The following is a 26,568-nucleotide window of genomic DNA, read 5'->3' as shown; positions in this document are numbered from 1 at the left end:
TTTTTGACGGTGTGAACCGAACTGAGCAAAGGTCAGACCTTTGCTCAGCTTGTGATCCGATCCAATTTGATCCGAGCTTCGACTCGGCATGCTACCAGCTGTGATCCGCTCGCACAGTTTCGGCGAGGTCGCCCGCAAAAAAGGAGACCAGCTGTCTGGTCAACCACTCTGGATACTCCTCCATCGGCATGTGTCCACAGTTGGGACATGTCAAATAATGTACAACGTTCGGGAGCAGCTCCCGATATTGCTCACCGATGCGCGGAGGGACGATGCGATCCTCCTCCCCCCAGAGCAGGAGGGTTGGAACCTGAATGGTGCTGCACATCTCCGGTCGAATGCCCGCCTCGCGGTCTTTGGCCAGCCGCCGCATCGCGAGGGGGAACTCCGCTCGCCGATAGGGTGCGACATAGTGGGCGATCTCCTCCGCTCCATAGACGGTCGGGTCAGTGACGATCCGCCTGACAAAGCGCCGAAAGCCCTTTTCATCAAACGTTCGCCGCACCACCCAGCCCATCCAAGCGCCGGAGAGCACGCGCCGCTGCCACGGTTTAAACGCGGGGCGAAACCCGTCTGCTGCCACCAGCACCAACTGGGAAAATGGTGTTGCATCGAAGCAGGCGGCCATCGCCGCGATCTCGCCGCCCATCGAATGCCCGACCAGACGCACAGAGGAGAGCCCCAGCTGATCGACGACCTGAAGCACGCGTCGAGCTTGTGCCGACTGCGAATAGTCGATGTCTGGGGGCATGTCGCTCATGCCGAATCCGAGCAGGTCGAGCGAATAGACCGTATAGCGCTTTGCGAGTTGCTCCGCCACGAGGCGCCAGCAGTAGGAGGAAGCGAAGATGCCGTGCACCAAAAGCACCGGTTCACCCTGCCCGCGCACCTCAAGGTGCATGGATCCGCCGTCGACCAACAGGTGCAATGCGCGCGCGCTCATCAGCTCCTAGTGGTCGCCGTGGTTGTTTTTGCTCGGGTTGATGATCTTAAACCCTTCGCTCGGATACAGCAGGTATTTGACGACGAGGCCGTTGAGGAAATCTTTGTTGTCCGGGCCAACCAGCAGTTCCAGCCCTTGTGCGACCACCACTTCGTCTTCCGGCTTTTGCGTGTCGAACGCCAATCCGTAATGCGCATGATCGCCATGCACATGATCCACATAGACGCGGCACTTCAATTCAGGATTGTTCTCATTTGCCAATGCTTCGCGGATCTTTTTCGCCGCGAGCCCATTCATCTCGATCGTTGTCACAGGAAAGCACCTCAGTCTGATAGATTGGAAAAGCGCCAAGAATATCTCCTAGTATAGAACAAGCGGGCAACCGATTTCCAGCGGTCACCCTTCCCGAGCGACAAAAAAGGCGTGCATCAATCTGCTTTGGATCATGGTGTGCAAGATGGCGTTGAGCGGCAACATCAGCGCCATCATCCCGTAGGAGAAAAACTGATTTACCATATAGCCGAGCAGTACGTTGACGACCAGGATGATGAGAAAGAGGGGAAAGGCGACCGACTGCGCGCTTTTGCGGAGTTCAAGCGAGCGGCCAAACGCTTGGCGAAACGCGGTCTGCTCCACGACCAGCACGTACTCAAAAAAGAGAAAATAATAGCGAAAACAGAGCAACAGCAACACCGACAGCGCCCCGCCGACAAATCCGAGCAACCCGATCAGCAGCATCATGATCAAGCTGAGCAGCAACTGCAGGATCATCCATCCCATCATTCTGACCGCGATGCGCGAGGTCTCTTTCACCGAACTGAGCGGCAGGTCGCGCTGACTTTTGGCGAGCGACCGGACATATCCGGTGTTGGCCAGCGCGTAGAGCATCATCGAGACGATCGGGTACAGCATCGTGCTGATCAGGAAGCCCGAGCGTTGCAGTTCGAGCGAGCCGATCTGATGTGACGGGTCGAGCAATTGCCCAAGTGCAGGCAACCCGACGGTGGCGGTCACTTTCAGTGAGAAATTGCCTTCCAATGTGTGCGGTGGCCCGAACAACCACCAGCCAATCAGGCTCACCAACGCCTCATAGCAGATGGCGAACAGGGCAGCGCCCAACCAAGCGCTTCCTCGACCTGTTGTCATTCTATCCCTCCTCGCCTCTTCTTCTTTCATTATAGTGTAAAGATTATTGAAAAAGAAAGAATAATTGCGCAAATGGAAATGTCTCTTGTCAACGGACATGTCCACATGCTACTATACGTAGAACAAGTGGAAGGGCCTCTAGGGAGCCGACGGGAAACCGGATCGAACCGAGCGAGGCCGAGCGCGTATCGAACGCGTTACACCGTGGGGATAAAAGACCTGCGGCAAGTTCCAGCACCAGGGGAACTTGTCGTCAGGTCTTTTCTTTTTTCCGGAGGGGGAGTGAGCAGATGTCCGCAATACGAGTACAAGGTTTGACCAAATCGTTTTCGGTCAAACACAAGCAGGCAGGTCTGATCGGCAGTTTTAAGGGGTTGTTCAAGCCGCAGGTGACGGAGAAGACGGCGGTGAAGCCGATCGACTTTGCGGTGGAGCAGGGCGAAGTGTTAGCTTTTCTCGGCCCGAACGGGGCTGGCAAATCGACGACGATCAAAATGCTGACCGGCATTTTGCACCCGACGGCGGGCGATGCGACCGTCCTCGGTTACTGTCCGTGGACGCAGCGTCAAAAGCTGGCCTTTCATATCGGCTCTGTCTTTGGACAGAAGTCGCAGCTGTGGTATCATCTGCCGCCGCTCGACACGTTTGAGCTGATGGGGCGCATCTATGAAGTCAAGCCGGGCGATTTTAAAAAGCGGCGCGACGATCTGATCGAACGGTTTGAGCTGGGGCCCTATCTGCATACGGCCGTCCGCAAACTGTCGCTCGGAGAGCGGATGCGCTGCGAGATCGCTGCCGCTCTGTTGCATCGGCCGCAGATCGTCTTTCTCGATGAACCGACGATCGGCCTTGACGTCGTCGTCAAGCAGAAGATCCGCGAGCTGATCCGCGAGATGAACCGCGAGGAAGGCACCACTCTCTTTCTCACGTCACACGACGCGGGTGACATCGAGCAGCTCTGTAAGCGAGCGATCGTCATCAATCACGGTCAGATCATCCTCGACGATACGGTCACCAACATGAAGCGTGACTTTCTCACCTATAAAACGGTCAAGTTGAAGTTGGCCGAAACGCCTGAGCAATTCGAACTGCATGGCGTGCAGATCATCAAGCAAAAGGGCAGCGGGCTTCGGCTCTCCGTCGATACGGCGCAGACGACGATCGAGGAGGTGCTCGCCCACATCGTCCACAACTATCGTCTCCTCGATGTGACCATCGAAGATCCGCCGATGGAGGAGATCATCACGCACATCTACGCGCGGACGGGAAATGAGGAGGGAAGCCAGCATGTTGACGTTCACTCGTGAGCCGCGGGTGTCCTCTTTGGCACTCAAGCTGGCCAAATACACGGCGGTCGGCAAGATCTCCGTTCGCAACAACCTCGCCTATCTCTATGACCTGATCATCCGTTCCTTCTTCTTGCTGGTCATCCTCTATGTGTTCGTCCAGCTTTGGAGCGTGACCTATGAGAGCGTCGGGGAAAATCTGATCGCAGGCTATACGTTTGAGCAGATCATCTGGTATCTGATCTTCGCGGAGGCGTTCGTCATGGCCGCTCCCAGACATTCCTTAAAAGTGGAAGAGGAAGTGCTGAAAGGGGATATCGGCTACCAGCTGACTCGACCGATGAGCTATCTGCTCTTTCACTATGCGACCTATATGGGGGAAGGGCTGGTGCGCGTGCTGGTCAACCTGCTGATCGGCGGGGCGCTCGGGGTGTTTCTGTTTGGCATTCCCGATTTCGGGTTTGGCTGGCTCGGATTTTTGATCATGATCCTCGGTTCGTTCACCGTCAACTATCTGCTGACGATGATGGTCGGACTTTGCGCCTTTTGGGTGGAAGAGGTGCGCGGGATCGATTTTGTCTACAATAAGTTGCTCTTCACGATCGGCGGCATGATGATCCCGCTGGAGATGATGCCCGACATGCTGCGGAGCGTCTGCGAGTATCTCCCGTTTCAAGCGATCGTCTATTTTGCAGCCAAGACGGCGGTGCAGTTTGACGGAGTGGCGATGATCAAGATGATCGGCATTCAAGCGCTGTGGGTGTTGTTGATCACAAGCGTCTTGGTGCTGATCTACAAAAGAGGGGTGAAAAAGCTCAATGTCAACGGCGGCTAAGCATCTGCGTTTCATGTATACCTGTTGGAAGTTAAACTTGGCGGGCGCGATGGAGTTTCGAACCTCGTTTTTGTTGCAGGTCGGGATGATGATGCTCAACAACGCGGTGTGGATTTTCTTTTGGGGAGTCTACTTTACTCGCTTTCCGATCATCAACGGCTGGAACTTTCAGGACGTGATGATGATGTGGGCCGTCTCGTCTGCTGGGTATGGGCTGTCTGCCACGCTGTTCGGCAACTCCTATCGGCTGGCAAACATCATCGCGACCGGACAGCTCGATACGTATCTGGCCCAGCCGAAGCCCGTCCTGATGCACGTCCTCGTCTCGCGGATGCAAGTGTCGCCGATCGGCGATATATTGTTCGGGCTGATCCTGTTCTGCATCTGGGGCGACGTTAGCTTGCTCGGCACCGTCAAATTTACAGTGGCGCTGTTCGTGACGATGCTGATCTTCACCTTCTTTATGGTCATCGTGCAATCGCTCGCCTTTTATATCGGCAACGCAGAAGGGCTTGCCCATCAGTTCTTTATCACCTTTATCACGTTTGCTACCTATCCGACAGACATCTTTCGGGGAATTGGCCGGATGATCCTGTTTACGGTGATTCCAGCCGGGTTTATCTCCTATCTGCCCGTCGGGTTCTTGCGCGATATGGAGTGGAGTTTTACGCTGAGCGCGCTAGGCGTTGCGCTGCTTTTGCTGGCGGTTGGAACCTTTATTTTCTACCGAGGGCTCAAACGGTACGGATCGGGAAATATGATGATTGTCAGAATGTGAGAAAAAAATTGAAGGGTTTTGGCAAAAGAATCCGTCTAGGGTACTGACGGGTTCTTTTTTTGAACACACTATCCGTATAGTTTGAGAACCGGAGGGAACACATGGGAACCACATCGGTAGTACAAATTCGCAATTTGACGAAGAGGATTGGGAATAAGACGCTCGTGAGCGGGCTGACATTTGACATCCCGAAAGGCGAAGTATTCGGCTTCCTCGGCCCGAACGGAGCAGGTAAGACGACGACGATTCGAATGATGGTCGGCTTGATGAAGATCACCGAGGGACAGGTGCTGATCAAAGGCAAGGATGTCGAAAAGGATTTTGAAGCGGCGATGACCGAAGTCGGCGCGATCGTCGAGAATCCGGAGATGTACAAATTTATTTCTGGCTATGACAATCTTGTTCATTTTTCGCGCATGCACAAAAATGTGGGCAAAGAGCGGATCGATGAAGTGATTCGGCTGGTCGGCTTGGAAAACCGCATTCATGACAAGGTGAAAACATATTCGCTCGGCATGCGTCAGCGCCTCGGTTTGGCACAGGCGCTGTTGCACAAGCCGTCCGTGTTGATTCTCGATGAACCGACAAACGGGCTGGACCCGGCTGGGATTCGCGAACTGCGCGATCATCTGCGCATGTTGGCGAAGCAGGAAGGGCTTTCGGTCATCGTCTCCTCCCACCTGTTGTCGGAGATGGAGCTGATGTGCGACCGCATCGCCGTCATTCAAAACGGCAAGCTGATCGACGTGAAGCCGGTGCGCGAGATGGTCGGCGAGGAAGATCAGACGGTGGTCAGCTTCGATGTTTCCAACGCGGAAGAGGCGGTCAAGCTGATGCAGCAGATCGTCGATCAGCAGACGGACATCACCGTGCAGGCTGATGTGGTCGAAGTGGCATTGACGCGCGATCAGATCGCCGAGGTCAACCGTCAGCTGGTGCTTGCGGGCATCAACGTATATGGCATTCGCACTGTGACCAAATCGCTCGAAGACCGATTCCTCGAAATGACAGGGAGTGGACAAATTGTTTAATTTAATTCGCAATGAGAACATGAAGATCTACAAGCGTCCGCGCACCTGGATCATGCTCGGTGTGCTGATCATCGTTGTGGCGTTGCAACTCTTTATCACCCATCGCTACATCGCTCAACCGCCAGAGGGCGTGGATTGGAAGCAAGAGATGACGCAGCAGACGCAGATGATGAAGCAGAACCTCGCAGAGAACCCAGATATCGATGAAGACTGGCGCAAGCATCAGGAAGCGCAGATCAAGATGAACGAGTACAACATCGAACACAATATTGCGCCTTTTGATTTTACGGCATGGAAATTTGCAGAAGAGGCATCCGGTCTCGTGTTTCTCGTCACTCTGTTCACCGTCGTTGTCGCAGGCGACAGCGTAGCGACCGAATTTGGCTGGGGAACGATCAAAATGCTGCTGGTTCGTCCGGTCAGCAGAACGAAGATCCTGTACTCTAAGTATGTTTCAACTCTCATCTATGCACTGTTGCTGTTGGTGACCTTGCTGGTCGTCTCCTTTGTGCTCGGCGGTCTGGTCTTCGGCTTCAGCGGTGTCGAGCAGCCGTTCCTCTATGTGGATCAAAGCGGCGATGTGCAACAGATGAACATGGCGAGCAAAGTGTTGATGACGTTCGGTCTGCAAGCGGTGACCTCGCTGATCATCGTGACGATCGCCTTTATGATCTCAGCGTCCTTCCGCTCGTCGTCGCTGGCGATCTCCCTGTCGATCTTCGTCATGTTTGCCGGAACGCTCGTCGTTCAGATCTTGGCTCGGTATGAGTGGGTCAAATATATTCTCTTCGCGAACATCGACCTCTCGATGTACTTCACAGGGATGCCGGTGATCGAAGGGATGACGCTCACCTTCTCGATCATCGTGCTGGCGATCTACTTTGTCGCGATGCACGCGATCGCGTGGCTGATGTTCACCAAGCGCGACGTAGCTGCGTAAACGGAACGATCATTTGAAAACAAGCGCCTTTTACGGCTTGATCTGCACCCCCTCTGGCAGTTGAAACTGCTTGCAGGGGGTGTTTTTTGTGATCAGCAAAGATCAGCAAAGGCCTCGATCGCCAATCGGCAAAAGAGCCCAGCCGTTCGACAAACGAGTTGTTTCGTCGGTCGAACGGCGGGGCTCTCTTGCTAACGCGTGTTCTTTTGTTTCGCAGGCGCGCACGAGCGTCAGGTGCGATCGGTGAGGATAAGAAGCAGGTGGCGAATAGACTTGAAGGGCCCGCGCTTCGGACGCGTCATAGCTTTAACTGGTAGTAGACGAAGGCGAACGAGGCGGAGGCAAGATGCACGAGATAGGCGATCCCGATCGCCGCGGCGGCCGATTCGAGAACGCCGAGGATGACGAGCGCAAACAGCACGATCATCGCCGCAAACGAACATTTCCAGCCCACCGCAAGCGCCCGCTTGCTGATCTCGTCATAGCGCTCATCCAGCCCTCGCTCCTTTCTCGCCTTGTACCTCCCGTAGAAGAGGCCGAACGCACCGCCTGCCAACCCTAACAGCAGACCTAACATTCCGATCACTTGACTGCTCATAGGTTCTCATCCCCCTCAAAGATAAACAGATTTTCGATCGCACAGTCGAACGCTTGCGCCAGCTTGTGCGCGAGAACGAGCGATGCTTTGTACTTTCCTGCTTCGAGCGAGATGATCGTCTGGCGCGAAACTCCGACCCGCTCCGACAGTTCCTCTTGCGTCCACCCGCGTTCTATTCGCATCTCTTTGATCAAGGTTCGCATTTGGAGACTCCCTTCATTGTAAAGCTAACTTTACGTAAAGCATACTTTACAGGAAGATTCTATGTCAAGCCTGCTTTACATCGCGAACAGAAAAAAACCGCTCGCCGTGGCGAAGCGGTCTACTCTGCTTGTTTCGGTGGTGCAAAGATGTCGATGTCGAGGCTTTCCAACACGGAGATCGCCTCGCGAACCGGAAGTTTCGGCAGGCCGAACTCGACGGCGATCACCTCTTCGATCGCTTGTTGATCGGGCAGTTGGGATTTCTGCTCCACACCGTCTTCCGTTCTGATCATCAGCGTGTTGTTGACCAAGGCGATACTGCGTCCGCGGTCAGGCTGCCAGAGCTTGCAGCGCAGCGTGTTCATAAAGAAGGTCTGACCTGGGGTGTTTTGAAACTTGATCTTTTCCGAGAAATCGTCAAAGGTCAGACCTTTTTGCAGGGAAAGCTCCCACTCCAATGTGACCTCACCGTGGGTGATGTGTTGAAAGCGGAGCGCATCTGCCACGTCTTCTTTCGGAAGCAGGCGAATCCCGGTGCCGCAGTAGATCGCCTCACCGCCTGCCGGAATCGCGATCGGTGCAAAGACGGGAGAGCCGACGCCCACATCGACATAATACCACCCTGTCGGCAACTGAACGGAGACGCCAAGATGGTTGCTGTCAAAGCGGACGAGTTCCGCCTGGTAGCCGAGCTGTTGGAGCAGGAGGCAAAAGGTGGAGTTGTTGGTGAAGCAAGTGCCGCCCACATGAAGGTCGTGCAAGTTTGCCACATACGTCTCAATCGGTGGGATATACCAGCCGGTCTGCTCATATTGCTGGAAGTAGCAGAGCTTCGAGATGTTTTCAAACGGCAGCGTGGTCAGATGGGCACGGCAGAGTTTGGCGAGCGCTTCGTAGCTCGGCGCTTCCTTCGGCTGCCCCAGTCGCTCCAAAAATCGTTCGACCCAGTTCAAGCTCGATCACTCCTTTCTTGACGGCATCCGATCAATCGCCGCCACCGCCACCTCCGCCATCTCCACCGCTGTCACCAGAGTCGCTGCCACCGGAGTCAAACCAACCGCCGCGGTGGGTGTTATCATCGCTGCCGACATAAGAGTCCGAATCGGACGAGGAGCGCTGATGTTTCACCGAAGACTTGGCACTGCCGCTAAACGCCTTGCTGATCGCAAAAATGATGATGACTGCGATGATCACGATCACAATAAATTCCATCTGCTCCACTCCTTTTGCATGCTTCAGCTGTCCTTCTAAAGACAGAAAGTTCTAAATTACATTCTATACGAACATTTAGTATTGAACTACAATGAAGAATACGAAATAAGGAACTAAAAGTTCCAACAAAAGGATGTGGCTTCATGAACCAAGATGAGCGCATCAAAAGGTTAGAAGAAGAGGTACGAGAGCAGAAGCGGGAGATCAACCTGTTGCAAAATCAGATCGACCAGCTGCTGCAAAGATTCGAATCGACACAGAACAAAGCGATCGATGCGATATCGCCATCGCTCCTTGAAGGAAATCAGCAAAATCTGCCGGCAGCGCATGCGGAGCCTTCCCTCGATCTGTTGGCTGGGGAGCCTGTCGAGAGCCCGCTCAATCTGTCGGGCATCGAGCAGGAGGGCGCCCCGACAGGCGCGCATCAGGAAGGGGAGGGCGGAGCCGCGCCGACCGATTGGGAGCATCTGATCGGGCGAGTTTGGTTGCCACGCGTGTTTCTGCTCGTGTTGTTGCTCGGTGTGATCTGGGGCTTCCGCGCGGGGATCAACGCTGGCCTGCTCACCGAATCGGTGCGCTGTGTCCTCGGCGGGCTGGCCGGAATTGCCTTTCTCTGGCTCGGTGAGAAACAGGTGCGGGACGGGCGCATCGCGCTCGGGCAGGTATTGCTCGGCGGTGCGGTGACCTTGCTGGTGCTGACCACATTTGCAGCGCATGTGCTGTATGGGTTTATCGGAGTCATCCCGGCGTTCGTCATCCAAGTGCTGATCATCGCAGGCGGCATCTACCTCGCGCTGCGCCACCGCTCGCAAGCGTTGGCGATTCTGGTTGCGATCGGTGGGTTTCTCGTGCCGTTCCTGCTGAAGAGCGAGACGCCAAGCCCGCTGTTTTTCGTCAGCTACGAAGTGATTTCTTCCCTGTCGTTTCTGCTGCTCGCGCTTCGCCAAAATTATCGGGTGCTGTTCACGCTTACCCTGCTGGTCTTCCATCTGGCGTTGGCCGTCTTTCTCGTCGCGACGAGAATTGTTGATGAAAACGCTTTTTGCAGCGCCGTCCTGCTGCACCATCTCGCGCTGCTCGTCGCGATGTTCGCCTTGAAGCGAGGAGAGATCCGCTTTTTGACGCTGTTCACATCGGCAGTCTTTACGATCGGCTGGTGGTATCTCCTGTTTGTCTCCCACGGCGCTCGCGGCGATCTCTATGAGGGGCTGCTGATCGGACTGACCCTGCTCTATGCGGTGCTCGGCGCATCTGGCTACAAGCGCGGCGCTGTTCCCTTTTTCGCCGTCTCGCTCACGATCTGCTCGTTCTCTTTGATGCTGCTGCTCTTGCGCCTCTTTGGCGGCACCGAGGAGGCGATCGCGCTGGTGATCGAAGGCACCGCCCTTTTTGCACTGGCCTTTTATCTGCGGGCGACGGTGCAGTCCTACATGGGAGCTCTGCTCATCTTCTTTGGGCTGATCGAAACGGTTCTCGTCCCGATTCCGAACGTGCTGTCGGAGCAGACGGTTGCTTGGCTGGCGCTGCTCGCCGGAATGCTCTTCCTGATTCTCTTCAGCCGCCGAATCATGCTCGCTCGTTCCACATCAGGTGAGATCATCAAAAGCGGCTGGGCAGTCTTCAACGCGATCGCCATCAGTTTCGCTTTTCTCCTGCTCCTCTTTTTGACCGAGATCACCGATCTGCTCGCCAAACCGCTCACATCAGACTATCAGCATGTGGCAGTCTCTGCCGTCTGGGCGCTGTACGCGGTGGTCGCGATCATCTTTGGCACGGTGCGCTATTCTTCACTCGCTCGCATCGCCGGAATCGCGCTCCTCTTCATCACTCTGCTCAAGCTGATCTTTTTCGATCTGCCGAGCGTCTCGATCCTGATTCGCGCCATCCTCTTTATCGGGCTGGGCGCTGTCGGGATCGCCATCTCGCGACTGTTTTATCAAAAAAGATGACGACCGACTTCCGATCAAGATTCGACAGGAAGGGGCGATTGCGCGAGGCGATAAAATGATTGTCGAACCAAAGCGCATCGCTCCCCGTTTGAAGCACCGATCCGCCACGGTGCTTTTTTCTCGTGTATAGTAGAGACAACACATCCATTCTGAGGAGGTATCTCCAACATGACCGAAAAGACGAAGGACACCGCACATCCGCAAACGCTGATGGACGCGCTTGGCATCGAGCTCACCGAGCTGACCGCAGAGCGGGTGACGGCTATCATGCCGGTACAGCCGGCGACACACCAACCTTTAGGCTATCTGCACGGCGGGGCATCTGTCGCGCTCGCCGAGACGGTTGCAAGCGTCGGCACGTGGAACCTGATCGACCAGAGCTCCCAGATCTGCTTCGGTCTGGAGATCAATGCGAACCACATCCGCCCCAAGCGCGAGGGGATTGTCACCGCGGTCGGAACGCCGCTGCACAGAGGGCGCACCACGATGGTCTGGGAGATCAAGATCACAGATGAGGCGGGCAAGCTGGTCTGCGCTTCCCGGTGCACCGTCGCCGTCGTCCCGAAGCCGGAAGCATGATCGTCGGGACGGGCATCGACATCACGGAGCTCGCGCGGATCGAAGGTTTGCTTGCGCGGCTGGGAGACAAGGCGTGGCGGCGAATTCTGGCGCCGGATGAGCGCCGCTCGTTCAGTTCACCAAAGCGTCAGGTCGAGTATCTTGCTGGGCGCTTTGCCGCCAAAGAGGCGGGGGCAAAAGCGCTCGGCACAGGCCTCGGCAAAGTGGGCCTGCACGATCTGATCATCACCAGCAGCCCGTCTGGTGCGCCGACTTTATCCTTGAGCGGACATGCGGCCGAAGTGGCAGAGGCGCTCGGCGTGACGCAGATTCATCTGTCCATCTCGCACAGCGAGCAATACGCGATCGCACAGGTGATCCTCGAAAAAACTCGTACATAAAGCCAGTCGGACGAGAATAGACATGTACCAGTGCGGAGGGAGCATCGCTCCCTCATGATATTTCCCGGGGAATTGCGACAGGAAATATCCTCCTGTCGAAAATGGTAAGGGGGAGAGAGAATTGAGGATCAAGAATTCTGTGTATCTCGTTCTCGTCACCGTGCTGGTACTCAGTCTCGCTCTGGTCGGTTGCGGGAAGAAGGATCAAGAGACGGTGATGAAAGATCTGACAAGTTTTAAAGAAAGTTTGAAAAGCTATGAGTCGAAAGCGACGATGACCGTCTCGGCGCATAACAGCCAGCAGAAGTACTATATCGAAACTTGGTATATGGCACCGAACTATTACCGCATCGCGCTGGGCAACGACCCGAAAGACATCACCCAGGTGATCGTCAAAAATGATGACGGCATTTTTGTCGTATCGCCACAGCTGAAAAAAAGCTTTCGCTTTAAAGGGGACTGGGCGGAAAACCAGGGCCATATCTACCTTTATCATGCGGCGATCGACCGCATCTTGAAGAGCAAATCGCTCACCTATGATGCGGCAGAAGGGAAGATGTCGTTCAGGATGAAGATGGAGCCGGAAAATCCGCTCGTCGCAACGCAGCAGGTGATCCTGAACGAAAAGAACTTGTATCCGATGCAAGTCGCCCTCTTCGACAAAAACGATAAATCGGTGCTCTCCGTCGATTTTGATTCGTTCACCACTGGGGTAAACTTGAAGAAAGAAAACTTTACTGCCGATGCGGCGATGGCGCTCGCACCGGCCGATGCGAAGCCGGTCATGGCAGGCGCAAAAGATTTTGGCATCATCGAGCCGCGCTATCTTCCGGAAGGCGTGAAGATGCTGGAGACGCAAGAGACGCAAAACAGCGTGATGCTGCGCTTCGCTGGCAACGATCCGTTCACGATCATCGAACAGCGCCCGGCGGCGCAAGACTCGGTGCTGCGCGATGGAGAGATCGTCGACCTCTGGGGAACCACCGCTGTGCTTTCCGAAGTAGAGGGGGGCCAGACGCGTTCGATGCACTGGTTTCACAACAATGTTGAATTTTCTTTGACCGGCAAGCTTCCGGTTGCCGAGATGGTGCGCGTCGCCCAATCGATGATCGGTACGGTAGGAAAATAAACGCAGCATACGAACAAAATGGGGTGTCGCTCCTACACGGCACCCCATTTTTGCAGCAGGTATCCACAACAAACTGTCGAAAACTTACAGATAACATCAAACAGAGTAACAGATCCAAGTAGGACGGTGAATCACGAGTGGAGCAGATGTTTGTACGGCCGACATGGGCGGAAATTGACCTGGACGCGATTGCGGACAACGCGCGGGCGATCAAAGAGATCCTCCCCGCAGGAACCAAGATGATGGCGGTGGTCAAGGCGAATGGCTATGGACACGGCGCGTTGCAGGTGGCGGAGATCGCATTGCAACATGGAGTCGAATACCTAGGAGTAGCGGCGGCCGACGAAGGAATCGAACTTCGTGAAGCGGGCATCACAGCACCGATCCTGATCTTGGGCTACACACCGAACGACTGCGCCGATGCGGTCGTCGCCTACGGGTTGACCCAGACGGTCTTCACCTCCGAGCTGCTCAGCGCGCTCAACGAGGCGGCGCTCAGAAGAGGACGGCGGGCCAAGGTTCATCTGAAGGTCGACACGGGCATGGGGCGTCTCGGGCTTACCGACCTTGACGAAGCGGTAGATTTTGCACAGCGGGCGATGGACATGCCTGGCATCTTGCTCGAAGGGGTGTACACTCACTTCGCTACATCGGATGAATTGGACTCCCCCTATGCGGAAGAGCAGATCGATCGCTTTGCAGAGCTTCAGCAACGTTTGCAGCAAGCGGGTCTGAATATCCCGTATCGGCATATATCAAATAGTGCGGGCATTTTGCAGTATGGCGATGCGCCGGGCAACCTGGTCCGCCTCGGTCTCTCCCTGTACGGCTACTACCCGTCACAGGAGATTCCCAAAGGGGTGGAGCTGAAGCACGTCCTGCGCTTTGTGTCGCAGGTGGTACAGTTGAAAGAGGTGCCAGCGGGCACCAAGATCTCTTATGGCGCTACGTTTGAAACGAAAGTGCCTTCCCTGATCGCCACCGTGCCGGTCGGCTACGCGGATGGCTACTCTCGCCTCCTGTCGAACAGAGGGGAAGCGCTGGTGCGCGGGGTGCGCGTCCCGGTGATCGGACGGGTTTGCATGGATCAGCTGATGCTCGACGTGACAGGTGTCGAGGGGGTTGCGTCTGGCGATGAGGTTGTGCTGTACGGCAAGCAGGGCGATGATGAGATCTCGCTCGATGAGGTGGCGGAGAAGATCGGCACGATCTCCTATGAGGTCTGCTGTGCGCTGGGGCGCAGGGTTCCGCGGCTCTATCAACAGCGCGGCAAGACGATCCAGATCCGCACGATGTGATGTTGCCACCTCTGGTCAATACTGGTATGAAACCTGATCAGCTTTGACATACTGAGGCTAAGATGGGTATAATACGTGGTGGGTGTCTTGAGAAAAGGGACTGTATTGTTGCTTGGAGGTGCCGCGTTTTGTCCAACACCAAACGCATTATGGTTAGTGTACCAAATCATCTGTTGCAGGAAGTGGACGGCATTGTGGAGAAGGAGAACCTGAACCGCAGCGAGTTCATTCGCGAAGCTATGAATTTGTACCTGCAAGAGAGAAAGAAGCGCTATATTCGGGAGTCTTTGCAAAAAGGTTATCTGGAGATGGCGAAGATTAACCTTAACATCGCATCAGAAGCGTTTTTGGCGGAGGAAGAGGCGGAGACAACTCTAGACCGTTTAGTTAGCGGGGTGTAGTCGGTGAATGTGAAGCGCGGCGACATCTATTTTGCTGATTTATCGCCCGTCGTAGGATCGGAGCAGGGCGGGTTTCGACCAGTCCTCATCATACAGAACGACATCGGCAATCGATTTAGCCCCACGGTGATTGTCGCTGCGATTACCGCGCAGATCGAGAAGGCGAAGCTGCCTACCCATGTGGAAATAGACGCCAAAACTTACGGTTTGGATCGCGACTCCGTCATTTTGTTGGAACAGGTCCGCACGATCGATAAACAGCGGTTGACCGATAAGATCACTCATCTTGATGATGAGCTGATGGCAAGAGTGAACGAGTCTCTCATGATCTCTTTGGGGCTCATTGAGTTTTAAGTAAAAGAGCTGATCCTGGGTGCACAGATGTGACCGGACCGGCTCTTTTTTGCTTTTCAAGCGTCAGCGATGCAGCGATGCAGCGATGCGGACAGGACGCGAAAAAACCATCTGACAGGTGTCAGATGGTTTTTGTTTAAAAGTGGGGTTAGGCGCTTGCAGCGTCACCGCGGATGATCACTCTCGGTGCGACCGCTGCTACCAGATCATCACCACGGATGATCACTTCATTTTGAATGCTGTCACCACGGATGATGACATGTTTCGCTGCGACCATGCTGTCACCGCGGATGATGACATAGGGAGTCGCGATCGCTGCCAAAGCGATAGCCAAGCTGAGGATTGCGAGCGTTTTCTTCATGGTTGAATTCCTCCTTGTTGTCCTAGGACAAGAGACGTAGTTAATCACTACTTCAAATCATTGAAATAGAAAAATAACACTGTCATCAACAAGAATATATCATAATTCACAAGCGGTGACAAGGCTAAGAACTAAAAGGGAAGCTAGTTTACTTTAAAAGTGTCTGAATTCTATAACGAAAATAGAGCCAGCGAGTCCCCACCTCTTTTCGTCAACCGCTTGTCCTGCAACGGTTCCTTCCCCGAACATCGGATCGGTAAGAAAGAAATTGATAGATAAAAATGTTACTTATTCTTGTTGGTGTTTATATCATATAATATTCTGAAAAAACTATCATGGTGCAATATGCCCACATTATATAGGACGTATGTTGTGTTGTAAATGTTTCAAAAGGGGGAAAATTTGACTAGGAGGCATGTAATTTTCCCCGATTGGGAAAGATGAACATAAACGGTCAAACGGTCGCTCTTTACGAAATGGCTTCCTGCTTCTATAATAGAGACCGAAGCAAAAAAGCAATCAACGCGAAGAGGAAAGAAAAGTACGGCAAGTTCCGCTGGCAGAGAGAGAATCCCATGGGCTGCGAGGATTCTTCAGTGAGGAGTGCCCGAACGCTGCTTTCTGAGCGCAGGCAAAACCTGCCGGCTTGTGTCCGTTAGCGCACATCTGAGGTGACCGATCATGCTGTTGCGATCGGTAATCAGGGTGGTACCGCGAGAGTGCACAACGCCTTTCGTCCCTGTTTTGGGGATGAAAGGCTTTTTTTATTGCTCTTTACTCTGTCTGTCAACAACACTCTGTCTGTCACCAACTTAGGAGGGAAATCAGAATGAAGTCGTCCGAAATTCGCAAACGCTGGCTCCAATTCTTTGAATCAAAAGGGCATGAGGTCGTGCCGAGCGCTTCGCTGGTGCCGTACAACGACCCGTCTTTGCTCTGGATCAACGCGGGGATGGCGCCGCTGAAAAAGTATTTTGACGGCAGCGAGATTCCGAAAAATCCGCGCCTGACCAACTCGCAAAAGTGCATCCGCACCAACGACATCGAAAATGTGGGCAAGACGGCAAGACATCAGACGATGTTTGAGATGCTCGGCAACTTTTCGATCGGCGACTATTTCAAAAAAGAGGCGATTCACTGGGCATGGGAGTTTGCTACAGAGGCGCTCGGCTTTGACAAAAACCGCATCTATGTGACGGTGCACACCAAAGATGACGAAGCGTTCGGCTATTGGACGAATGAGATCGGCCTGCCTGCTGAGCGCATCGCGCGCACCGAAGAGGACAACTTCTGGGAGATCGGCGAAGGTCCGTGCGGCCCCTGCTCTGAGCTCTTCTATGACCTGAAGCCGGAGATGGGCAAGGATGATGTGTTCCATCCGGACAACCATGATGGCGAGCGCTACCTTGAGTTTTGGAACCTCGTGTTCACACAGTTCAACCACAACGCAGACGGTTCCTACACCGAGCTGCCGAAGAAAAACATCGATACCGGCTCCGGCCTTGAGCGCCTCTGCCTGATCCTGCAAGGGGTGGAGACCAACTTTGACACCGACCTGTTCCAGCCGATCATCCAGGAGACGGCGCGCCTCGCTGGCAAGCCATATCGGGAAAAGGCGGAGTGGGACGTCGCGTTTAAAGTGATCGCCGACCATCTGCGCACGGTGACCTTCTCCATCGGCGATGGCGCGCTGCCGTCCAACGAAGGTCGCGGCTATGTCATCCGCCGCCTGCTGCGCCGCGCGGTTCGCTGCGGCAAAGTGCTCGGGATCGAAAAGCCGTTCATGTACACCCTCGTCTCGCTGGTGGGCGAGATCATGGGCGATCACTATCCGGAAGTGGTGGAGAAGCGCGAGTTTATCGAGCGCGTCGTCAAGGCGGAAGAGGAGCGCTTCCACGTCACGCTCGCAGATGGGGAAAATCTGCTCGCCGATGTCCTCAAGCGCGTGAAGGAGGAAGGCAAGTCGGTCCTGCCGGGCGAAGAGGCGTTCCGCCTGTACGACACATACGGCTTCCCGATCGACCTGACGGAAGATATCTGCGCCGAGCAGGGGATCAGCATCGACCGCGAAGGTTTTGAAAGCGCATTGAACGAACAGCGGGAGCGCGCGCGCGCAGCTCGCAAAGATGTGGCATCGATGGCGGTGCAGACCAGCCTCTATGACGAGCTGAAGATCAGCTCCGACTTTGTCGGCTATCGCGAGACGGCAGCAGGTGCACAGGTGTTGGCGCTGATCAAAGAGGGCAACATCGTCACCGAGGCGCACGAGGGGGACGAGATCGAGCTGTTCCTCGACCAAACGCCGTTTTACGCAGAGTCGGGCGGTCAGGTGGCAGACATCGGGCTGATCACCGTCGGCGAGTCGGCGATCGTGCAAGTCACCGACGTGCAGAAAGCGCCGAACGGATACAACCTGCACAAAGCGAAAGTTATGTCCGGAACGGTGGCTGCGCTTTCGACCGTCGAGGCGTCGATCGACTATGAGCGCCGCGTGAGCATCACCCGCAACCATACGGCGACGCACCTGTTGCACAAGGCGCTGCGCGAAGTGCTCGGCGAGCATGTCGCCCAGGCTGGATCGCTGGTCGGACCGGATCGCCTGCGCTTCGACTTCTCGCACTTGTCGGGGATGACGCCGGAGGAGATGGCTGAGGTGGAGCGCAAAGTCAACGAGCAGATCTGGGCGAACGAAGCGGTCGAGATCAACGAAATGCAGATCGACGATGCGAAAAAGCTGGGTGCGATGGCGCTGTTCGGGGAGAAATATGGCGACATCGTCCGCGTGGTCAAAGCGGGCGATTACTCGGTGGAGCTGTGCGGTGGCTGTCACGTTGCCTCAACCGGCGAGATCGGCCTGTTCAAACTGGTCTCCGAGTCTTCGATCGGGGCGGGCATCCGCCGCGTCGAGGCGGTGACAGGCAAAGGTGCGTATGAGTTTGTCGTCGATCAAGAGCGGTTGCTCCAAGAGGCGGCTGGCAAGCTCCGCGCCAACGTCAACGATCTGCCGAGCCGGATCGACAACCTGCAGGCGAACATCAAAGAGCTGAGCAAAGAGATCGAAAGCCTGAAGGGCAAGCTGGCAGCAGGTGAAGTGTCCAACCTGTTGAACCAACTGACCGAAGTGTCCGGCGTGCCGTTCTTGGCAGTCAAGCTTGACGGTGTGGACATGGACGGCCTGCGCAACATTGCCGACGACATGAAAAACCGCATCGAGTCTGGCGTCATCGTGCTCGGAGCGGCACAAGGGGACAAAGTGTCGTTTGTCGTCGCGGTCACCAAGGATTTGAACGCACGCGGCATTCAGGCGGGCAAGATCGTCAAAGAGGTCGCTGCGATCACCGGCGGTGGCGGCGGCGGTCGCCCGGAGCTGGCACAGGCGGGCGGCAAAGATGTTTCGAAGTTGCAAGAGGCGCTCGATCAAGCATCGGCGATCCTCGCGAAGATGCTGTAAAACGAGATGGTTCACCACCCTGTCCGAGATTCGGGCAGGGTTTTTTTATGGCAGAGCAAAAATACCGCTCGTTATCCTTTTGAGGAATCGGTTATACTCGACGAGATATGTTCGGTGTAGTGAAACTCTGTTTGGGGACGGGAGGAAGTTTGATCGTGGTTCGATCGATTCGATTGGCAGAAGAGCAGGACAGGTCAATTCTGATCCGAGACTATTTACAGCATCTGAGCCCGCACATCGGGGAGGCGGAGCGCTATGCGCTGTTGCACCTGCAGGTGGATCGCGCGCTGTTGATCGAGGAGAGCGGTTTTCTGCTCGGCCTTGCCACATGGGGCCCGCGCGAAGGGATTCGGCTCGGGGTGGCGCAGGTGACGGGCATGCGGATCATCGCCTCGCGCCGACAGCAAGGGCTGGGTTCGGAGCTGTTTCGAGCGCTGTTGTCCGACATGAGCGCGTACTATGCGGAGCGCGATGCGGCGCTGCGCCGCCTGTTTCTCTTTTCGGCAGAGGGAACAGCTCCCTTTTTTGAGCGAATGGGTTTTCAGCAGGTGGCGCAGTTGCCCGCCCTGCTGGGAGCGGGAGCAGGTGAGCGGCTTTATCTTCGCGAGGTGTGAGCGGAGGGGGGGATGATCTTCGCTCGTCTGCTCCCATTGTTCTACCTCCCGCATCGCGTGCAACATGGGTGTACACGTCGAATCGAGAGAGTGGGCAGCGGCGATAGATCAGCACCTGACCCCCCTATCCACCAAGAGCCCCTTGCGAGAGCGCGAGGGGCTCTTCCTTTTGCGAGGAGCTGTGCGGATCGATATACACAGATGCGTAACGAATGATACGGATGCTCTTGCGATCAGCGAGTGAAAACGCCTGTAATAAGGGGCTGATGTGCTGCGCAGTGGGCAGGTAACAACTCTGATCTGAAATAAAAATTGCACAAAATATAGACAAGTGTAGAATTGATGTGTAATATTTTCTCATGTGAAATATTTTCTATTTGTGAATTATGAGGATTCGTATCCGAGTTATTTTAATTTATTTCTCCTCTCGATCAGACGTTTTGTGCGAAACGCGCGAGGAGATGGACAGGATGACCGCAGGCGAGGGACGGGCAACCGATCGCTCCGTTCAAATTTGCTGTGTGCGGCACGGTGTTGTTGATGTTTTTGTACATCCGGCTTAGTGAGAGGAGATGCCCCTGATGACGAAGAACGGTAAGCAACGAGAGGTAATGCGGATTTGGAGGAAGTACCCCGCTTTTAAGCATTTGCAATATTCGACGATCATCACCAGCATGGCCAGCTGGAGTTCGTTCATCGCCATGTTGGTCCTTTTGAACCAGATCACCGACAGCGGCTTCGCTTTGGGAACTTTGTGGGCGGTCAGCGGACTTGCTCCGCTCCTGTTTTCGGTGGTCGTCGGGGTCTGGGTCGATCGCTGGGAGCTGCAAAGGGGTCTGATCGTGGTAGAGGTTCTGCGCGCTGTCACGTTTCTCGGCTTTATCGTCGTGCCCTTCCTGCCGGAGATGTACGCGATCGGCCTGTTCTTGATCCTGCGGTTTGCGACAGGTATTTTTGCGTCTTTTAACGCCTCGGCGAAACAGGCGGTCATCCCAGACTTGGTGGCGAGAGACGATCTTGTCGTCGCCAACTCGCTCAGCTATACGATCACCAGCGTAGTGCGTCTTTTAGGCGCGTCGTTAGGGGGGCTATTGCTCACCATCTTCGGCCAAGAGGTGAACTGGATCTTCGCGTCAGTCGCCTATCTGTTGTCCGCCTGGCTGATCGGCCGGGAGAAGTGGTCGACGAGCAAGCGTGTGCAGGTGAGCAAGAATTTTAAAGAGGAGTTGACGACCGGGCTGAAAGTGGCGTTTGGCAACAGGTGGATTTTGCTCGTCCTGATGTCAGGGCTCTCAGGAGGTCTGGTGATCGGTTCGTACAATCTGATGATCGAGGCATACTCGTCCGGCGTGTACAAGATCGGCAATTGGGGCATGAGCGTTCTGTATGTGGCAGAAGGGGCCGTCTCCGCCTATCTGGGATACTGGATGGCCAACCGCAAGTTTTTCTTCAAGAAGACGAGCCGCTACGGCTACATGTACGCTTTGATCGGTGTCGCCTGGATCTTGTTCGGATTCTCGGGCAACATCTACGAAGGTGTGATCTGCCTCGTGCTGTTTGCTGCCGCCTCCGCATTTACCGCTCCTTATGAGCGCACGACGATGCAAACGGAGATTCCGGAAGAGGCGAGAGGTCGCGTGTTTGGGCTGTGGAACACGATCAGCCTGTCCGCGCTGCAGGTGGGCGCCTTCCTCACCGGGGCGATCATCTCGCTGTTCGGATTGGAATATGTGCCGCTGTTGATCGGAAGCGTGCAGGTGTGCTTCGGATTGACCTTCCTGCTCGTGGTGGTCAACAGGGAGCGACAGCGACGCCAGGTGAGCGGGCAGAGCATGACTTGAGCAAGGGCGGAGGCGTTGTATGCGCGCGATGCGCAAGATGGCAGAAGAGAGAAGGTGCACAGCATGAAAAAACGGAACGTGTGGGTGGTGAGCTTGCTTCTGCTCATCGGAGCGGGCGCGATCTGGTATGTGGACGACCGCAGGCAATCCCAACATGAGGAAGAATACACGAAGCATCTGGCGAACGCGGTCTCCTACTTCGAGACAGCTGAACAGCAGGCAGTGCTTATTCTCGAAGGCTGGGAAAAGAGATCTCCGCAGGATGTGGCCAACGCTCTGCTCGCCATCTCTTCGGCACTCACCAGTGCAAGAATTGAAATAGGAAGTATAGATGGATACTTTCGCTATCACGGTGATCCCGATTTGCGAGGCAGTACCAGCTTTTTCACCAATCTCGTTGACATGTACAAGCTGGAGGTCGACTCCAAACTGCGGGAAACTTGGGTTTTTACGAACTCGCCGGATCGGTCGGAGGACACAGAGGAGTATTGGGATTCTCTGCACCAGAAGATCGGGATTTACAAGCGCGATTTCGGTCGGTTCGCGAAAGTGGACAGAGAAGTTTTTGAGAAGAGGAACTTATCAGACGTAGGTGCGCATTGGTTGAACTGGACAGAAGATCTGGAAAATGAGGAAGTGAAGGATCAATATGCACGGAGGTATGGCGATCATCGCTCAACTTCTGCCGACTGAGTCAGCAGGAACTTTTTGCTGTTCAAAGTAGGGGAAACCAAAGGTCGCCTGATCGGACAACTGATCAGGCGATCTTCGTCCTCTGCACAACTGGCAAATCTTTTGCAAACGGAGCCTCGATTGTTATTAAGCACAGGTCTTTCATAACGTTGCGCGTGCCCCAATGCTCGTTTTCATCACCTTCCCGACCGCCCATTCACCGGCAGCACGCCGGTCAGGCAGGCGCCGCCCGTTTCACGATTGTGAGCGGTGAGATCTCCTCCATGCAGGCGGAAGATCCGCCGCGCGATCGACAGCCCGAGTCCGGCCCCGCCCGTCTCGCGGTTGCGCGAGGGCTCACTTCGGTAGAGCGGCGAGAAGACCTGTTCCCAATCACCCTCCGCAAACCCGGGGCCGCTGTCGGCGATCCAAAACTGCATCTTTCCGTCGGCCAGAACCTCCCAGCCTATCTCGATCAGCCCGCCAGTTGGCGTGTGGCGGATCGCGTTGTCGAGCAGGTTGTCGACCGCCCGCAGCAACAGGTGTCCGTCGCCTGAAAACTCCACGCTCTTCGCAGCGCTTTCGATCGCAAGCGTCACCCCTTTCTCACGCGCCCGCGGTTGAATGCCCGCTACAGCCCCTTCGATCAACCCATTCCATTCGCCCGCTTCATGAGCGATCGGCTGCTCGATCAGGTCGAGCTTGGCAAGCGCAAAGAGATCGGACACCAGCCGGTCGAGCTGATCCGCTTTCTGCCGGCAGACCGCGATGTACTTGGCCCGCTTCTCCGGCGAATCTGCCACGCCGCACTCCAAGCCCTCCAGATGTCCGCGCAACGCGAAGAGGGGCGTCCGCAAATCGTGTGCGATCGCCCCCAATAAAAAGCGGCGCTCCGACTCTAGCTGCGCCTCCCGCTCGGAGGAAGATTTGATGCTGTTCGCCATCAGCTGAAAGGCGGCGCGAACGTCTGCCACCTCTTTGACTGTCGAATCGGGGATGGAGAACTCCAACTCCCCCTGGGCGACCCGATGCGCAGCCGCGCTCAGCGCTTCCAACGGGCGAACGACAGACTTTGTGAGCAGCCAGCCGACGAGGTGCAAGGCGAGCACGAACGCCAGAAAGACGGTCAGCGTCTTCCCGACCAACTCATGCAATGCAAAATAGGCGCCGCCGACGATCAGCAGCCCAAACAGGAGGCCCCAGACCATCCACCACCTGCTCCGCAACCTCTTCATCGGCTCACCCCCTCAAACCGATACCCGACACCCCAAACGTTGCGCAAAAACTGCGGCTTGCTCGGATCAGGTTCAATTTTGTCGCGAATGCGCCCGACATGGACGGTCACCGTGTGTTTATCGCCGACCTGTTGCCAGAACTTCTCCAGCAAGTGCTCATATGTGAACACCTGTCGCGGGTGTTGGGCAAACAAGCTGAGCAGATCGAACTCGCGGGGCGTTAACGTCACCTGTCGCCCCTCCACAAAGAGGTCGCGAGCTTGCAGATCGAGCACGAACCTGCCAAAATCGAGCGCGTTCTCCCGCGCCTCCGCCTGCCGTTCCTGTCGGGCCGATCGGCGCAGGACCGCTTTCACACGGGCGACCACCTCAGCTGGCGACGCCGTTTTGACAATATAATCATCGCCGCCCAAGCCGAGCCCGAGTATTTTATCAGCATCCTCACTGCGCGCGCTGAGGAACAGGATCGGAACATCGCTCACCTTGCGCACCTGTCTGCAAAGGTCGAGCCCGCTCGTCCCCGGCATCATGATGTCGAGCAGCAGGCAGTCCACCTCGACCTGCTCAAGCACCGCGCTGGCCGCGTCTGCGCTTGACACGCCCTCCACATGAAAGCCTTCCAGCTCCAAAAAATCTTTCATCAAATCGACGATCGTGGGGTCGTCGTCCACCACGAGGATCGTTTTCATCACCATCACCTCTGTTAGGGGTAGTGTACCACTTGTGAGCGAACTGTTTGTCGTTGTTGATCGTTTTGTGAGAGTTTTGTCTTACACTGTAAAGCGACAACGAATGAAGGAGTTCGAGATCTCATGCGATCAAAATGGCTGTTGTTTGCGATCTTCCTGTTCTTGCTCTATACGTTTACCGTCAATTTCATCCTCGATCCGGAGGCGACGCAGTTCCTCGCGCACAAAGACAAGCTCCCCAAAAACTCAGACGCGTGGTTGCTCGTCATGCGCATCCATACGATCTTTGCCAGCATCGCCTTGCTCACCGGGGCGCTCAACTTCCTGACACCACATCGAAAGCGGCTCCACAGGTCGCTCGGCCTGCTCTACTGCATCGCCGTTCTCGGCACCGTCGTCACATCTGGCTACATGGCGCCGACCGCAACGGGCGGCAAGGTCACCAGCATGGTGTTCAATCTGCTTGAGCTCGCGTGGCTGGCGAGCACCTTTATGGCAGTTCTTCACATTCTCCGCAAAAATCTGCGCAAACACCGAAACTGGATGATCAGAAGCTTCGTGATCTGTTTCACCAACTTTTTCGTCCATCTGATCGCCTATCTGCTCCATGCGATCTTCGATCTCGACTACCGCGACGCTTACGTCTTCGGCGTGTACGGAAGCATCGTGATCAACCTGTCGCTGGCAGAATATTGGATCTGGCGGAGTGCTCGCCGATGACGATCGCTCTGATGCTGCACATCGCGGGAGCCGTCTTGCTGTCTGTGTATCTCGCATTTCCGCTCTTTCCGCGCCCGCTCCTGCATCGCGTCGGCCATTTCGCGCTCTTGGTCACGCTGATCAGCGGCATCTGGCTCGCGGTGACCACCAGACCGGCAGTTTGGTGGATCGTCGCCGTGCTGGGACTCCTGCTTCTGCTGGGCGCAGTTCTGGGCAAGATGAGCAGCGCGTTGCAAAAGGGACAGAGCGTACAGCGCCTGAAATGGGTGCCTGCGTTCCTCTATCTCGCGCTTCTCTTCCTGATGGTATAGAAATCCTGGGTGGTATAAAAGTTTGCGAACGAGGTGAGTGGTGGTGGAGAATGCAGTGATGTTCACCTGTGATGCGTGCGGTCGGGAGCAAAGCGGGGTTCCGTTTGAGCTTGAGATGGGGAAGAGCGTGTGCAAAGACTGCATGCAGAACTGCTATGTCGTCCATGCAAGGCTGAAGCGGTCGAGCGACTGGCTCGCGTTGGGCGTGACGAAAACAAAAGAGGAGGCGGAAGAGCTCGCACGCGATGTGATGAGCAAAATCCCCTTTTTGGACAGCTATGAGATTGTGGAGACCGCCTACCTCAAGCGGTCGGATCGCCGTGCAGCCGCGGAGGAAAAAGTGCAGGAGATCAGCCCGAAAGAACTGCGCAGAAAAGTAGAGGCGGGCGACCGATCGATTGAACTGCTCGATGTTCGCGAGGAGTGGGAGCTTGAGAAGGGGCGGTTGCCGGGCGCGATCTGGATCGGGATGAAAGACTTGCCCCATCGAATGGGCGAGCTATCGAAAGACCAAGAGTATATCGTCTATTGCACCGCCGGGTATCGAGCTCATTACGCTTGCCTGTTCCTGCAAGAGAACGGGTATCGGGTAAAAAATCTGACAGGCGGCCTGCTCGGGTGGAAGGGGCTCGGCTTGGTCGTCCCCACGCTCGACAAAGCGATGACCCTCACCAAGCTGTTCCGCAAGCGAAAGTGGGAGGGACGCGAACATGATCGATTTTGACAACGCTGCGCGACGCGGCCGGACGATGTGCGAACGTTTTTAGTGATGAAATTTGTTAAATCAGAGGTGAGAGATAGGTGGACCCTCGCGATCGCTCGCGAGGGTCTGGTTGTTTTGAGAAAGGTTTTCGTGTGGGGGGGAGCGGATCAGAATGAGGTATGAGCATTTTGCCCTCTACAACTACGTTTAATCCTTGTCCTCCCTGATCAGATGTCCGTCACGAATGACCAACGTGTAGTTGCAGCGGTTGGCGACTTCGACATCATGAGTCGCGATAATAATCGACAGCCCTTCCTCTTTCAGTTTCGAGAGCAGTTCGAGAATCGAGTCTCTAGTTCCTGTATCGAGGTTTCCAGTTGGTTCATCACATAGGAGAATTTTCGGACGTCCGATTAGTGCACGTGCAATCGCAACCCGTTGTTGTTCGCCACCTGATAATTCGGATGGCAGGTGAGTGAGCCTATGATCGAGACCGACACGCTCAAGCAACTCAGCTGCGCGCACCTCTACATTTGATTGCCTTTCTGGTACCAATGGCAGACAAACATTCTGCAATGCATTAAATTGAGGCAACAAATGAAATTGTTGGAAGATATACCCGATCAGAGATCGGCGTAATTTGTTGCGGTCGAGCTTTTTTCCCGCGATGTCGTATTCGCTCAATCGCAGGTTACCTGTAGTTGGTTCGGTGATCAGCCCAAGTATGTTGAGCAAAGTTGTTTTCCCAGAACCGGAAGGCCCGAGCAAAGCGACCATTGAGCCTTCTTCAATCTCGAAGGAAATGTCTTGGAGGACGGTGATCTCCCGTTCAGCGATTTGATAGGACTTGCTGATCTGCTCTGCATGAATGATCGTTTTTTCCATCGTTCTCCTCCTTGGTGACGATTT

At 55.3% G+C, this 26,568-nt stretch carries 30 protein-coding genes; 19 read left to right on the top strand and 11 right to left on the bottom strand.

What is annotated here, in order from left to right; translation table 11 throughout:
• Positions 1–91: 91 nt before the first annotated feature.
• The 3 genes from ACFSOY_RS19230 to ACFSOY_RS19220 form a co-directional block, all read right to left on the bottom strand.
• Positions 92–943, bottom strand: a complete 852-nt coding sequence (locus tag ACFSOY_RS19230) for an alpha/beta fold hydrolase (protein ID WP_386049461.1) — start codon at positions 941–943, stop codon at positions 92–94.
• A 6-nt stretch (positions 944–949) separates the two neighbouring features.
• Positions 950–1,255 carry a HesB/IscA family protein gene (locus ACFSOY_RS19225; protein WP_386049459.1) on the bottom strand — a complete coding sequence of 102 codons (306 nt, stop codon included), beginning with the start codon at positions 1,253–1,255 and terminating at the stop codon, positions 950–952.
• Positions 1,256–1,339: 84 nt separating this feature from the next.
• Positions 1,340–2,089: a hypothetical protein gene (locus ACFSOY_RS19220; RefSeq protein WP_386049457.1), complete on the bottom strand. Its 750-nt coding sequence runs from the start codon at positions 2,087–2,089 to the stop codon at positions 1,340–1,342.
• A 290-nt stretch (positions 2,090–2,379) separates the two neighbouring features.
• Here ACFSOY_RS19220 and ACFSOY_RS19215 point away from each other — a divergent pair, with 290 nt between their 5' ends.
• The 5 genes from ACFSOY_RS19215 (at position 2,380) to ACFSOY_RS19195 (ending at position 6,959) form a co-directional block, all read left to right on the top strand.
• Complete coding sequence (locus ACFSOY_RS19215) at positions 2,380–3,396, top strand: ABC transporter ATP-binding protein (protein ID WP_386049454.1); 1,017 nt, start codon at positions 2,380–2,382, stop codon at positions 3,394–3,396.
• Positions 3,377–4,210, top strand: a complete 834-nt coding sequence (locus tag ACFSOY_RS19210) for an ABC transporter permease (RefSeq protein ID WP_386049451.1) — start codon at positions 3,377–3,379, stop codon at positions 4,208–4,210. The genes ACFSOY_RS19215 and ACFSOY_RS19210 overlap by 20 nt, the downstream gene beginning before the upstream one ends.
• Positions 4,194–4,988 (top strand): ABC transporter permease, encoded by a 795-nt coding sequence (locus ACFSOY_RS19205; RefSeq protein ID WP_386049449.1) that lies wholly within the window; start codon positions 4,194–4,196, stop codon positions 4,986–4,988. The genes ACFSOY_RS19210 and ACFSOY_RS19205 overlap by 17 nt, the downstream gene beginning before the upstream one ends.
• A 101-nt stretch (positions 4,989–5,089) precedes the next feature.
• Entirely contained in the window at positions 5,090–6,019 is a 930-nt protein-coding gene (locus tag ACFSOY_RS19200) for an ABC transporter ATP-binding protein (protein ID WP_386049447.1), read from the top strand.
• A complete protein-coding gene (locus tag ACFSOY_RS19195) occupies positions 6,003–6,959 on the top strand; it encodes an ABC transporter permease (RefSeq protein ID WP_386049445.1) in 957 nt (318 codons plus the stop codon). The genes ACFSOY_RS19200 and ACFSOY_RS19195 overlap by 17 nt, the downstream gene beginning before the upstream one ends.
• A gap of 298 nt (positions 6,960–7,257) precedes the next feature.
• Here the strand turns inward: ACFSOY_RS19195 and ACFSOY_RS19190 are convergent, their stop codons facing one another.
• The 4 genes from ACFSOY_RS19190 to ACFSOY_RS19175 all read right to left on the bottom strand — a co-directional run bounded on the left by ACFSOY_RS19190 (position 7,258) and on the right by ACFSOY_RS19175 (position 8,972).
• The gene (locus ACFSOY_RS19190; RefSeq protein ID WP_386049443.1) at positions 7,258–7,557 is read right to left on the bottom strand and encodes a hypothetical protein; all 300 of its coding nucleotides are present in this window, start codon (positions 7,555–7,557) and stop codon (positions 7,258–7,260) included.
• Positions 7,554–7,760 (bottom strand): helix-turn-helix transcriptional regulator, encoded by a 207-nt coding sequence (locus ACFSOY_RS19185; RefSeq protein ID WP_386049442.1) that lies wholly within the window; start codon positions 7,758–7,760, stop codon positions 7,554–7,556. The genes ACFSOY_RS19190 and ACFSOY_RS19185 overlap by 4 nt, the downstream gene beginning before the upstream one ends.
• 119 nt (positions 7,761–7,879) lie before the next feature.
• Positions 7,880–8,713 (bottom strand): arylamine N-acetyltransferase, encoded by an 834-nt coding sequence (locus ACFSOY_RS19180; RefSeq protein WP_386049440.1) that lies wholly within the window; start codon positions 8,711–8,713, stop codon positions 7,880–7,882.
• A 31-nt stretch (positions 8,714–8,744) separates the two neighbouring features.
• Positions 8,745–8,972 carry a hypothetical protein gene (locus tag ACFSOY_RS19175; protein ID WP_386049437.1) on the bottom strand — a complete coding sequence of 76 codons (228 nt, stop codon included), beginning with the start codon at positions 8,970–8,972 and terminating at the stop codon, positions 8,745–8,747.
• Positions 8,973–9,115: 143 nt separating this feature from the next.
• Between ACFSOY_RS19175 and ACFSOY_RS19170 the strand changes: the two genes are divergently transcribed.
• The 7 genes from ACFSOY_RS19170 (at position 9,116) to ACFSOY_RS19140 (ending at position 15,062) form a co-directional block, all read left to right on the top strand.
• On the top strand, positions 9,116–10,921 hold the full coding sequence (locus ACFSOY_RS19170; RefSeq protein ID WP_386049435.1) for a DUF2339 domain-containing protein: 1,806 nt from the start codon (positions 9,116–9,118) through the stop codon (positions 10,919–10,921).
• 168 nt (positions 10,922–11,089) lie between these two features.
• Positions 11,090–11,500, top strand: a complete 411-nt coding sequence (locus ACFSOY_RS19165) for a hotdog fold thioesterase (RefSeq protein ID WP_386049433.1) — start codon at positions 11,090–11,092, stop codon at positions 11,498–11,500.
• Complete coding sequence (gene acpS, locus ACFSOY_RS19160; RefSeq protein WP_386049432.1) at positions 11,497–11,880, top strand: holo-ACP synthase; 384 nt, start codon at positions 11,497–11,499, stop codon at positions 11,878–11,880. The genes ACFSOY_RS19165 and acpS overlap by 4 nt, the downstream gene beginning before the upstream one ends.
• Positions 11,881–12,001: 121 nt before the next feature.
• Positions 12,002–13,009: a DUF4367 domain-containing protein gene (locus tag ACFSOY_RS19155; protein WP_386049431.1), complete on the top strand. Its 1,008-nt coding sequence runs from the start codon at positions 12,002–12,004 to the stop codon at positions 13,007–13,009.
• A 146-nt stretch (positions 13,010–13,155) separates the two neighbouring features.
• A complete protein-coding gene (gene alr, locus ACFSOY_RS19150; protein WP_386049429.1) occupies positions 13,156–14,307 on the top strand; it encodes an alanine racemase in 1,152 nt (383 codons plus the stop codon).
• Between the two features lie 149 nt (positions 14,308–14,456).
• Positions 14,457–14,708, top strand: coding sequence for a CopG family ribbon-helix-helix protein (locus ACFSOY_RS19145; protein WP_087459185.1), 252 nt, complete (start codon positions 14,457–14,459; stop codon positions 14,706–14,708).
• Positions 14,709–14,711: 3 nt separating this feature from the next.
• Positions 14,712–15,062, top strand: coding sequence for a type II toxin-antitoxin system PemK/MazF family toxin (locus ACFSOY_RS19140; protein ID WP_386049427.1), 351 nt, complete (start codon positions 14,712–14,714; stop codon positions 15,060–15,062).
• 148 nt (positions 15,063–15,210) lie between these two features.
• Here the strand turns inward: ACFSOY_RS19140 and ACFSOY_RS19135 are convergent, their stop codons facing one another.
• The gene (locus ACFSOY_RS19135) at positions 15,211–15,423 is read right to left on the bottom strand and encodes a hypothetical protein (protein ID WP_386049426.1); all 213 of its coding nucleotides are present in this window, start codon (positions 15,421–15,423) and stop codon (positions 15,211–15,213) included.
• Positions 15,424–16,252: 829 nt separating this feature from the next.
• On the opposite strand from ACFSOY_RS19135, the gene alaS reads away from it, so the two are divergent.
• From alaS to ACFSOY_RS19115, 4 genes are all read left to right on the top strand, one after another.
• The gene (gene alaS / locus ACFSOY_RS19130) at positions 16,253–18,874 is read left to right on the top strand and encodes an alanine--tRNA ligase (RefSeq protein WP_386049424.1); all 2,622 of its coding nucleotides are present in this window, start codon (positions 16,253–16,255) and stop codon (positions 18,872–18,874) included.
• A gap of 155 nt (positions 18,875–19,029) precedes the next feature.
• Positions 19,030–19,488, top strand: coding sequence for a GNAT family N-acetyltransferase (locus ACFSOY_RS19125; RefSeq protein WP_386049422.1), 459 nt, complete (start codon positions 19,030–19,032; stop codon positions 19,486–19,488).
• A 581-nt stretch (positions 19,489–20,069) separates the two neighbouring features.
• Positions 20,070–21,329: an MFS transporter gene (locus ACFSOY_RS19120; RefSeq protein WP_386049421.1), complete on the top strand. Its 1,260-nt coding sequence runs from the start codon at positions 20,070–20,072 to the stop codon at positions 21,327–21,329.
• 63 nt (positions 21,330–21,392) lie between these two features.
• Complete coding sequence (locus ACFSOY_RS19115) at positions 21,393–22,022, top strand: hypothetical protein (protein ID WP_386049419.1); 630 nt, start codon at positions 21,393–21,395, stop codon at positions 22,020–22,022.
• A 176-nt stretch (positions 22,023–22,198) separates the two neighbouring features.
• On the opposite strand, the gene ACFSOY_RS19110 is transcribed toward ACFSOY_RS19115, so the two are convergent.
• Positions 22,199–23,236, bottom strand: a complete 1,038-nt coding sequence (locus ACFSOY_RS19110; protein WP_386049417.1) for a sensor histidine kinase — start codon at positions 23,234–23,236, stop codon at positions 22,199–22,201.
• Entirely contained in the window at positions 23,233–23,925 is a 693-nt protein-coding gene (locus ACFSOY_RS19105; RefSeq protein ID WP_386049415.1) for a response regulator transcription factor, read from the bottom strand. Before ACFSOY_RS19105 ends, ACFSOY_RS19110 begins: the two co-directional genes overlap by 4 nt.
• A gap of 123 nt (positions 23,926–24,048) precedes the next feature.
• Between ACFSOY_RS19105 and ACFSOY_RS19100 the strand changes: the two genes are divergently transcribed.
• The 3 genes from ACFSOY_RS19100 to ACFSOY_RS19090 are packed head-to-tail and all read left to right on the top strand — an operon-like array spanning position 24,049 to position 25,680.
• Entirely contained in the window at positions 24,049–24,645 is a 597-nt protein-coding gene (locus tag ACFSOY_RS19100; RefSeq protein WP_386049414.1) for a DUF2306 domain-containing protein, read from the top strand.
• Complete coding sequence (locus ACFSOY_RS19095; protein ID WP_386049412.1) at positions 24,642–24,956, top strand: hypothetical protein; 315 nt, start codon at positions 24,642–24,644, stop codon at positions 24,954–24,956. Before ACFSOY_RS19100 ends, ACFSOY_RS19095 begins: the two co-directional genes overlap by 4 nt.
• A gap of 43 nt (positions 24,957–24,999) precedes the next feature.
• The gene (locus ACFSOY_RS19090; RefSeq protein ID WP_386049411.1) at positions 25,000–25,680 is read left to right on the top strand and encodes a rhodanese-like domain-containing protein; all 681 of its coding nucleotides are present in this window, start codon (positions 25,000–25,002) and stop codon (positions 25,678–25,680) included.
• A 186-nt stretch (positions 25,681–25,866) separates the two neighbouring features.
• Here the strand turns inward: ACFSOY_RS19090 and ACFSOY_RS19085 are convergent, their stop codons facing one another.
• Entirely contained in the window at positions 25,867–26,544 is a 678-nt protein-coding gene (locus tag ACFSOY_RS19085) for an ABC transporter ATP-binding protein (RefSeq protein ID WP_386049409.1), read from the bottom strand.
• Between the last annotated feature and the right edge of the window lie 24 nt (positions 26,545–26,568).

Source organism: Tumebacillus lipolyticus, from assembly GCF_042682745.1.
Lineage (GTDB): Bacteria > Bacillota > Bacilli > Tumebacillales > Tumebacillaceae > Tumebacillus_A > Tumebacillus_A lipolyticus.
This window is presented reverse-complemented; position numbering and strand designations above follow the sequence as displayed.

Bases quoted from the DNA above. Each gene is read 5' to 3' on its own strand.
- acpS (WP_386049432.1), top strand. From the start codon at position 11,497: ATGATCGTCGGGACGGGCATCGACATCACGGAGCTCGCGCGGATCGAA.
- ACFSOY_RS19175 (WP_386049437.1), bottom strand. From the start codon at position 8,972: ATGGAATTTATTGTGATCGTGATCATCGCAGTCATCATCATTTTTGCG.
- alaS (WP_386049424.1), top strand. From the start codon at position 16,253: ATGAAGTCGTCCGAAATTCGCAAACGCTGGCTCCAATTCTTTGAATCA.
- ACFSOY_RS19165 (WP_386049433.1), top strand. From the start codon at position 11,090: ATGACCGAAAAGACGAAGGACACCGCACATCCGCAAACGCTGATGGAC.
- ACFSOY_RS19110 (WP_386049417.1), bottom strand. From the start codon at position 23,236: ATGAAGAGGTTGCGGAGCAGGTGGTGGATGGTCTGGGGCCTCCTGTTT.
- ACFSOY_RS19170 (WP_386049435.1), top strand. From the start codon at position 9,116: ATGAACCAAGATGAGCGCATCAAAAGGTTAGAAGAAGAGGTACGAGAG.
- ACFSOY_RS19220 (WP_386049457.1), bottom strand. From the start codon at position 2,089: ATGACAACAGGTCGAGGAAGCGCTTGGTTGGGCGCTGCCCTGTTCGCC.
- alr (WP_386049429.1), top strand. From the start codon at position 13,156: ATGTTTGTACGGCCGACATGGGCGGAAATTGACCTGGACGCGATTGCG.
- ACFSOY_RS19100 (WP_386049414.1), top strand. From the start codon at position 24,049: ATGCGATCAAAATGGCTGTTGTTTGCGATCTTCCTGTTCTTGCTCTAT.
- ACFSOY_RS19215 (WP_386049454.1), top strand. From the start codon at position 2,380: ATGTCCGCAATACGAGTACAAGGTTTGACCAAATCGTTTTCGGTCAAA.
- ACFSOY_RS19115 (WP_386049419.1), top strand. From the start codon at position 21,393: ATGAAAAAACGGAACGTGTGGGTGGTGAGCTTGCTTCTGCTCATCGGA.
- ACFSOY_RS19105 (WP_386049415.1), bottom strand. From the start codon at position 23,925: ATGAAAACGATCCTCGTGGTGGACGACGACCCCACGATCGTCGATTTG.
- ACFSOY_RS19230 (WP_386049461.1), bottom strand. From the start codon at position 943: ATGAGCGCGCGCGCATTGCACCTGTTGGTCGACGGCGGATCCATGCAC.
- ACFSOY_RS19120 (WP_386049421.1), top strand. From the start codon at position 20,070: ATGACGAAGAACGGTAAGCAACGAGAGGTAATGCGGATTTGGAGGAAG.
- ACFSOY_RS19210 (WP_386049451.1), top strand. From the start codon at position 3,377: ATGTTGACGTTCACTCGTGAGCCGCGGGTGTCCTCTTTGGCACTCAAG.
- ACFSOY_RS19135 (WP_386049426.1), bottom strand. From the start codon at position 15,423: ATGAAGAAAACGCTCGCAATCCTCAGCTTGGCTATCGCTTTGGCAGCG.
- ACFSOY_RS19190 (WP_386049443.1), bottom strand. From the start codon at position 7,557: ATGAGCAGTCAAGTGATCGGAATGTTAGGTCTGCTGTTAGGGTTGGCA.
- ACFSOY_RS19095 (WP_386049412.1), top strand. From the start codon at position 24,642: ATGACGATCGCTCTGATGCTGCACATCGCGGGAGCCGTCTTGCTGTCT.
- ACFSOY_RS19200 (WP_386049447.1), top strand. From the start codon at position 5,090: ATGGGAACCACATCGGTAGTACAAATTCGCAATTTGACGAAGAGGATT.
- ACFSOY_RS19145 (WP_087459185.1), top strand. From the start codon at position 14,457: ATGGTTAGTGTACCAAATCATCTGTTGCAGGAAGTGGACGGCATTGTG.
- ACFSOY_RS19085 (WP_386049409.1), bottom strand. From the start codon at position 26,544: ATGGAAAAAACGATCATTCATGCAGAGCAGATCAGCAAGTCCTATCAA.
- ACFSOY_RS19205 (WP_386049449.1), top strand. From the start codon at position 4,194: ATGTCAACGGCGGCTAAGCATCTGCGTTTCATGTATACCTGTTGGAAG.
- ACFSOY_RS19185 (WP_386049442.1), bottom strand. From the start codon at position 7,760: ATGCGAACCTTGATCAAAGAGATGCGAATAGAACGCGGGTGGACGCAA.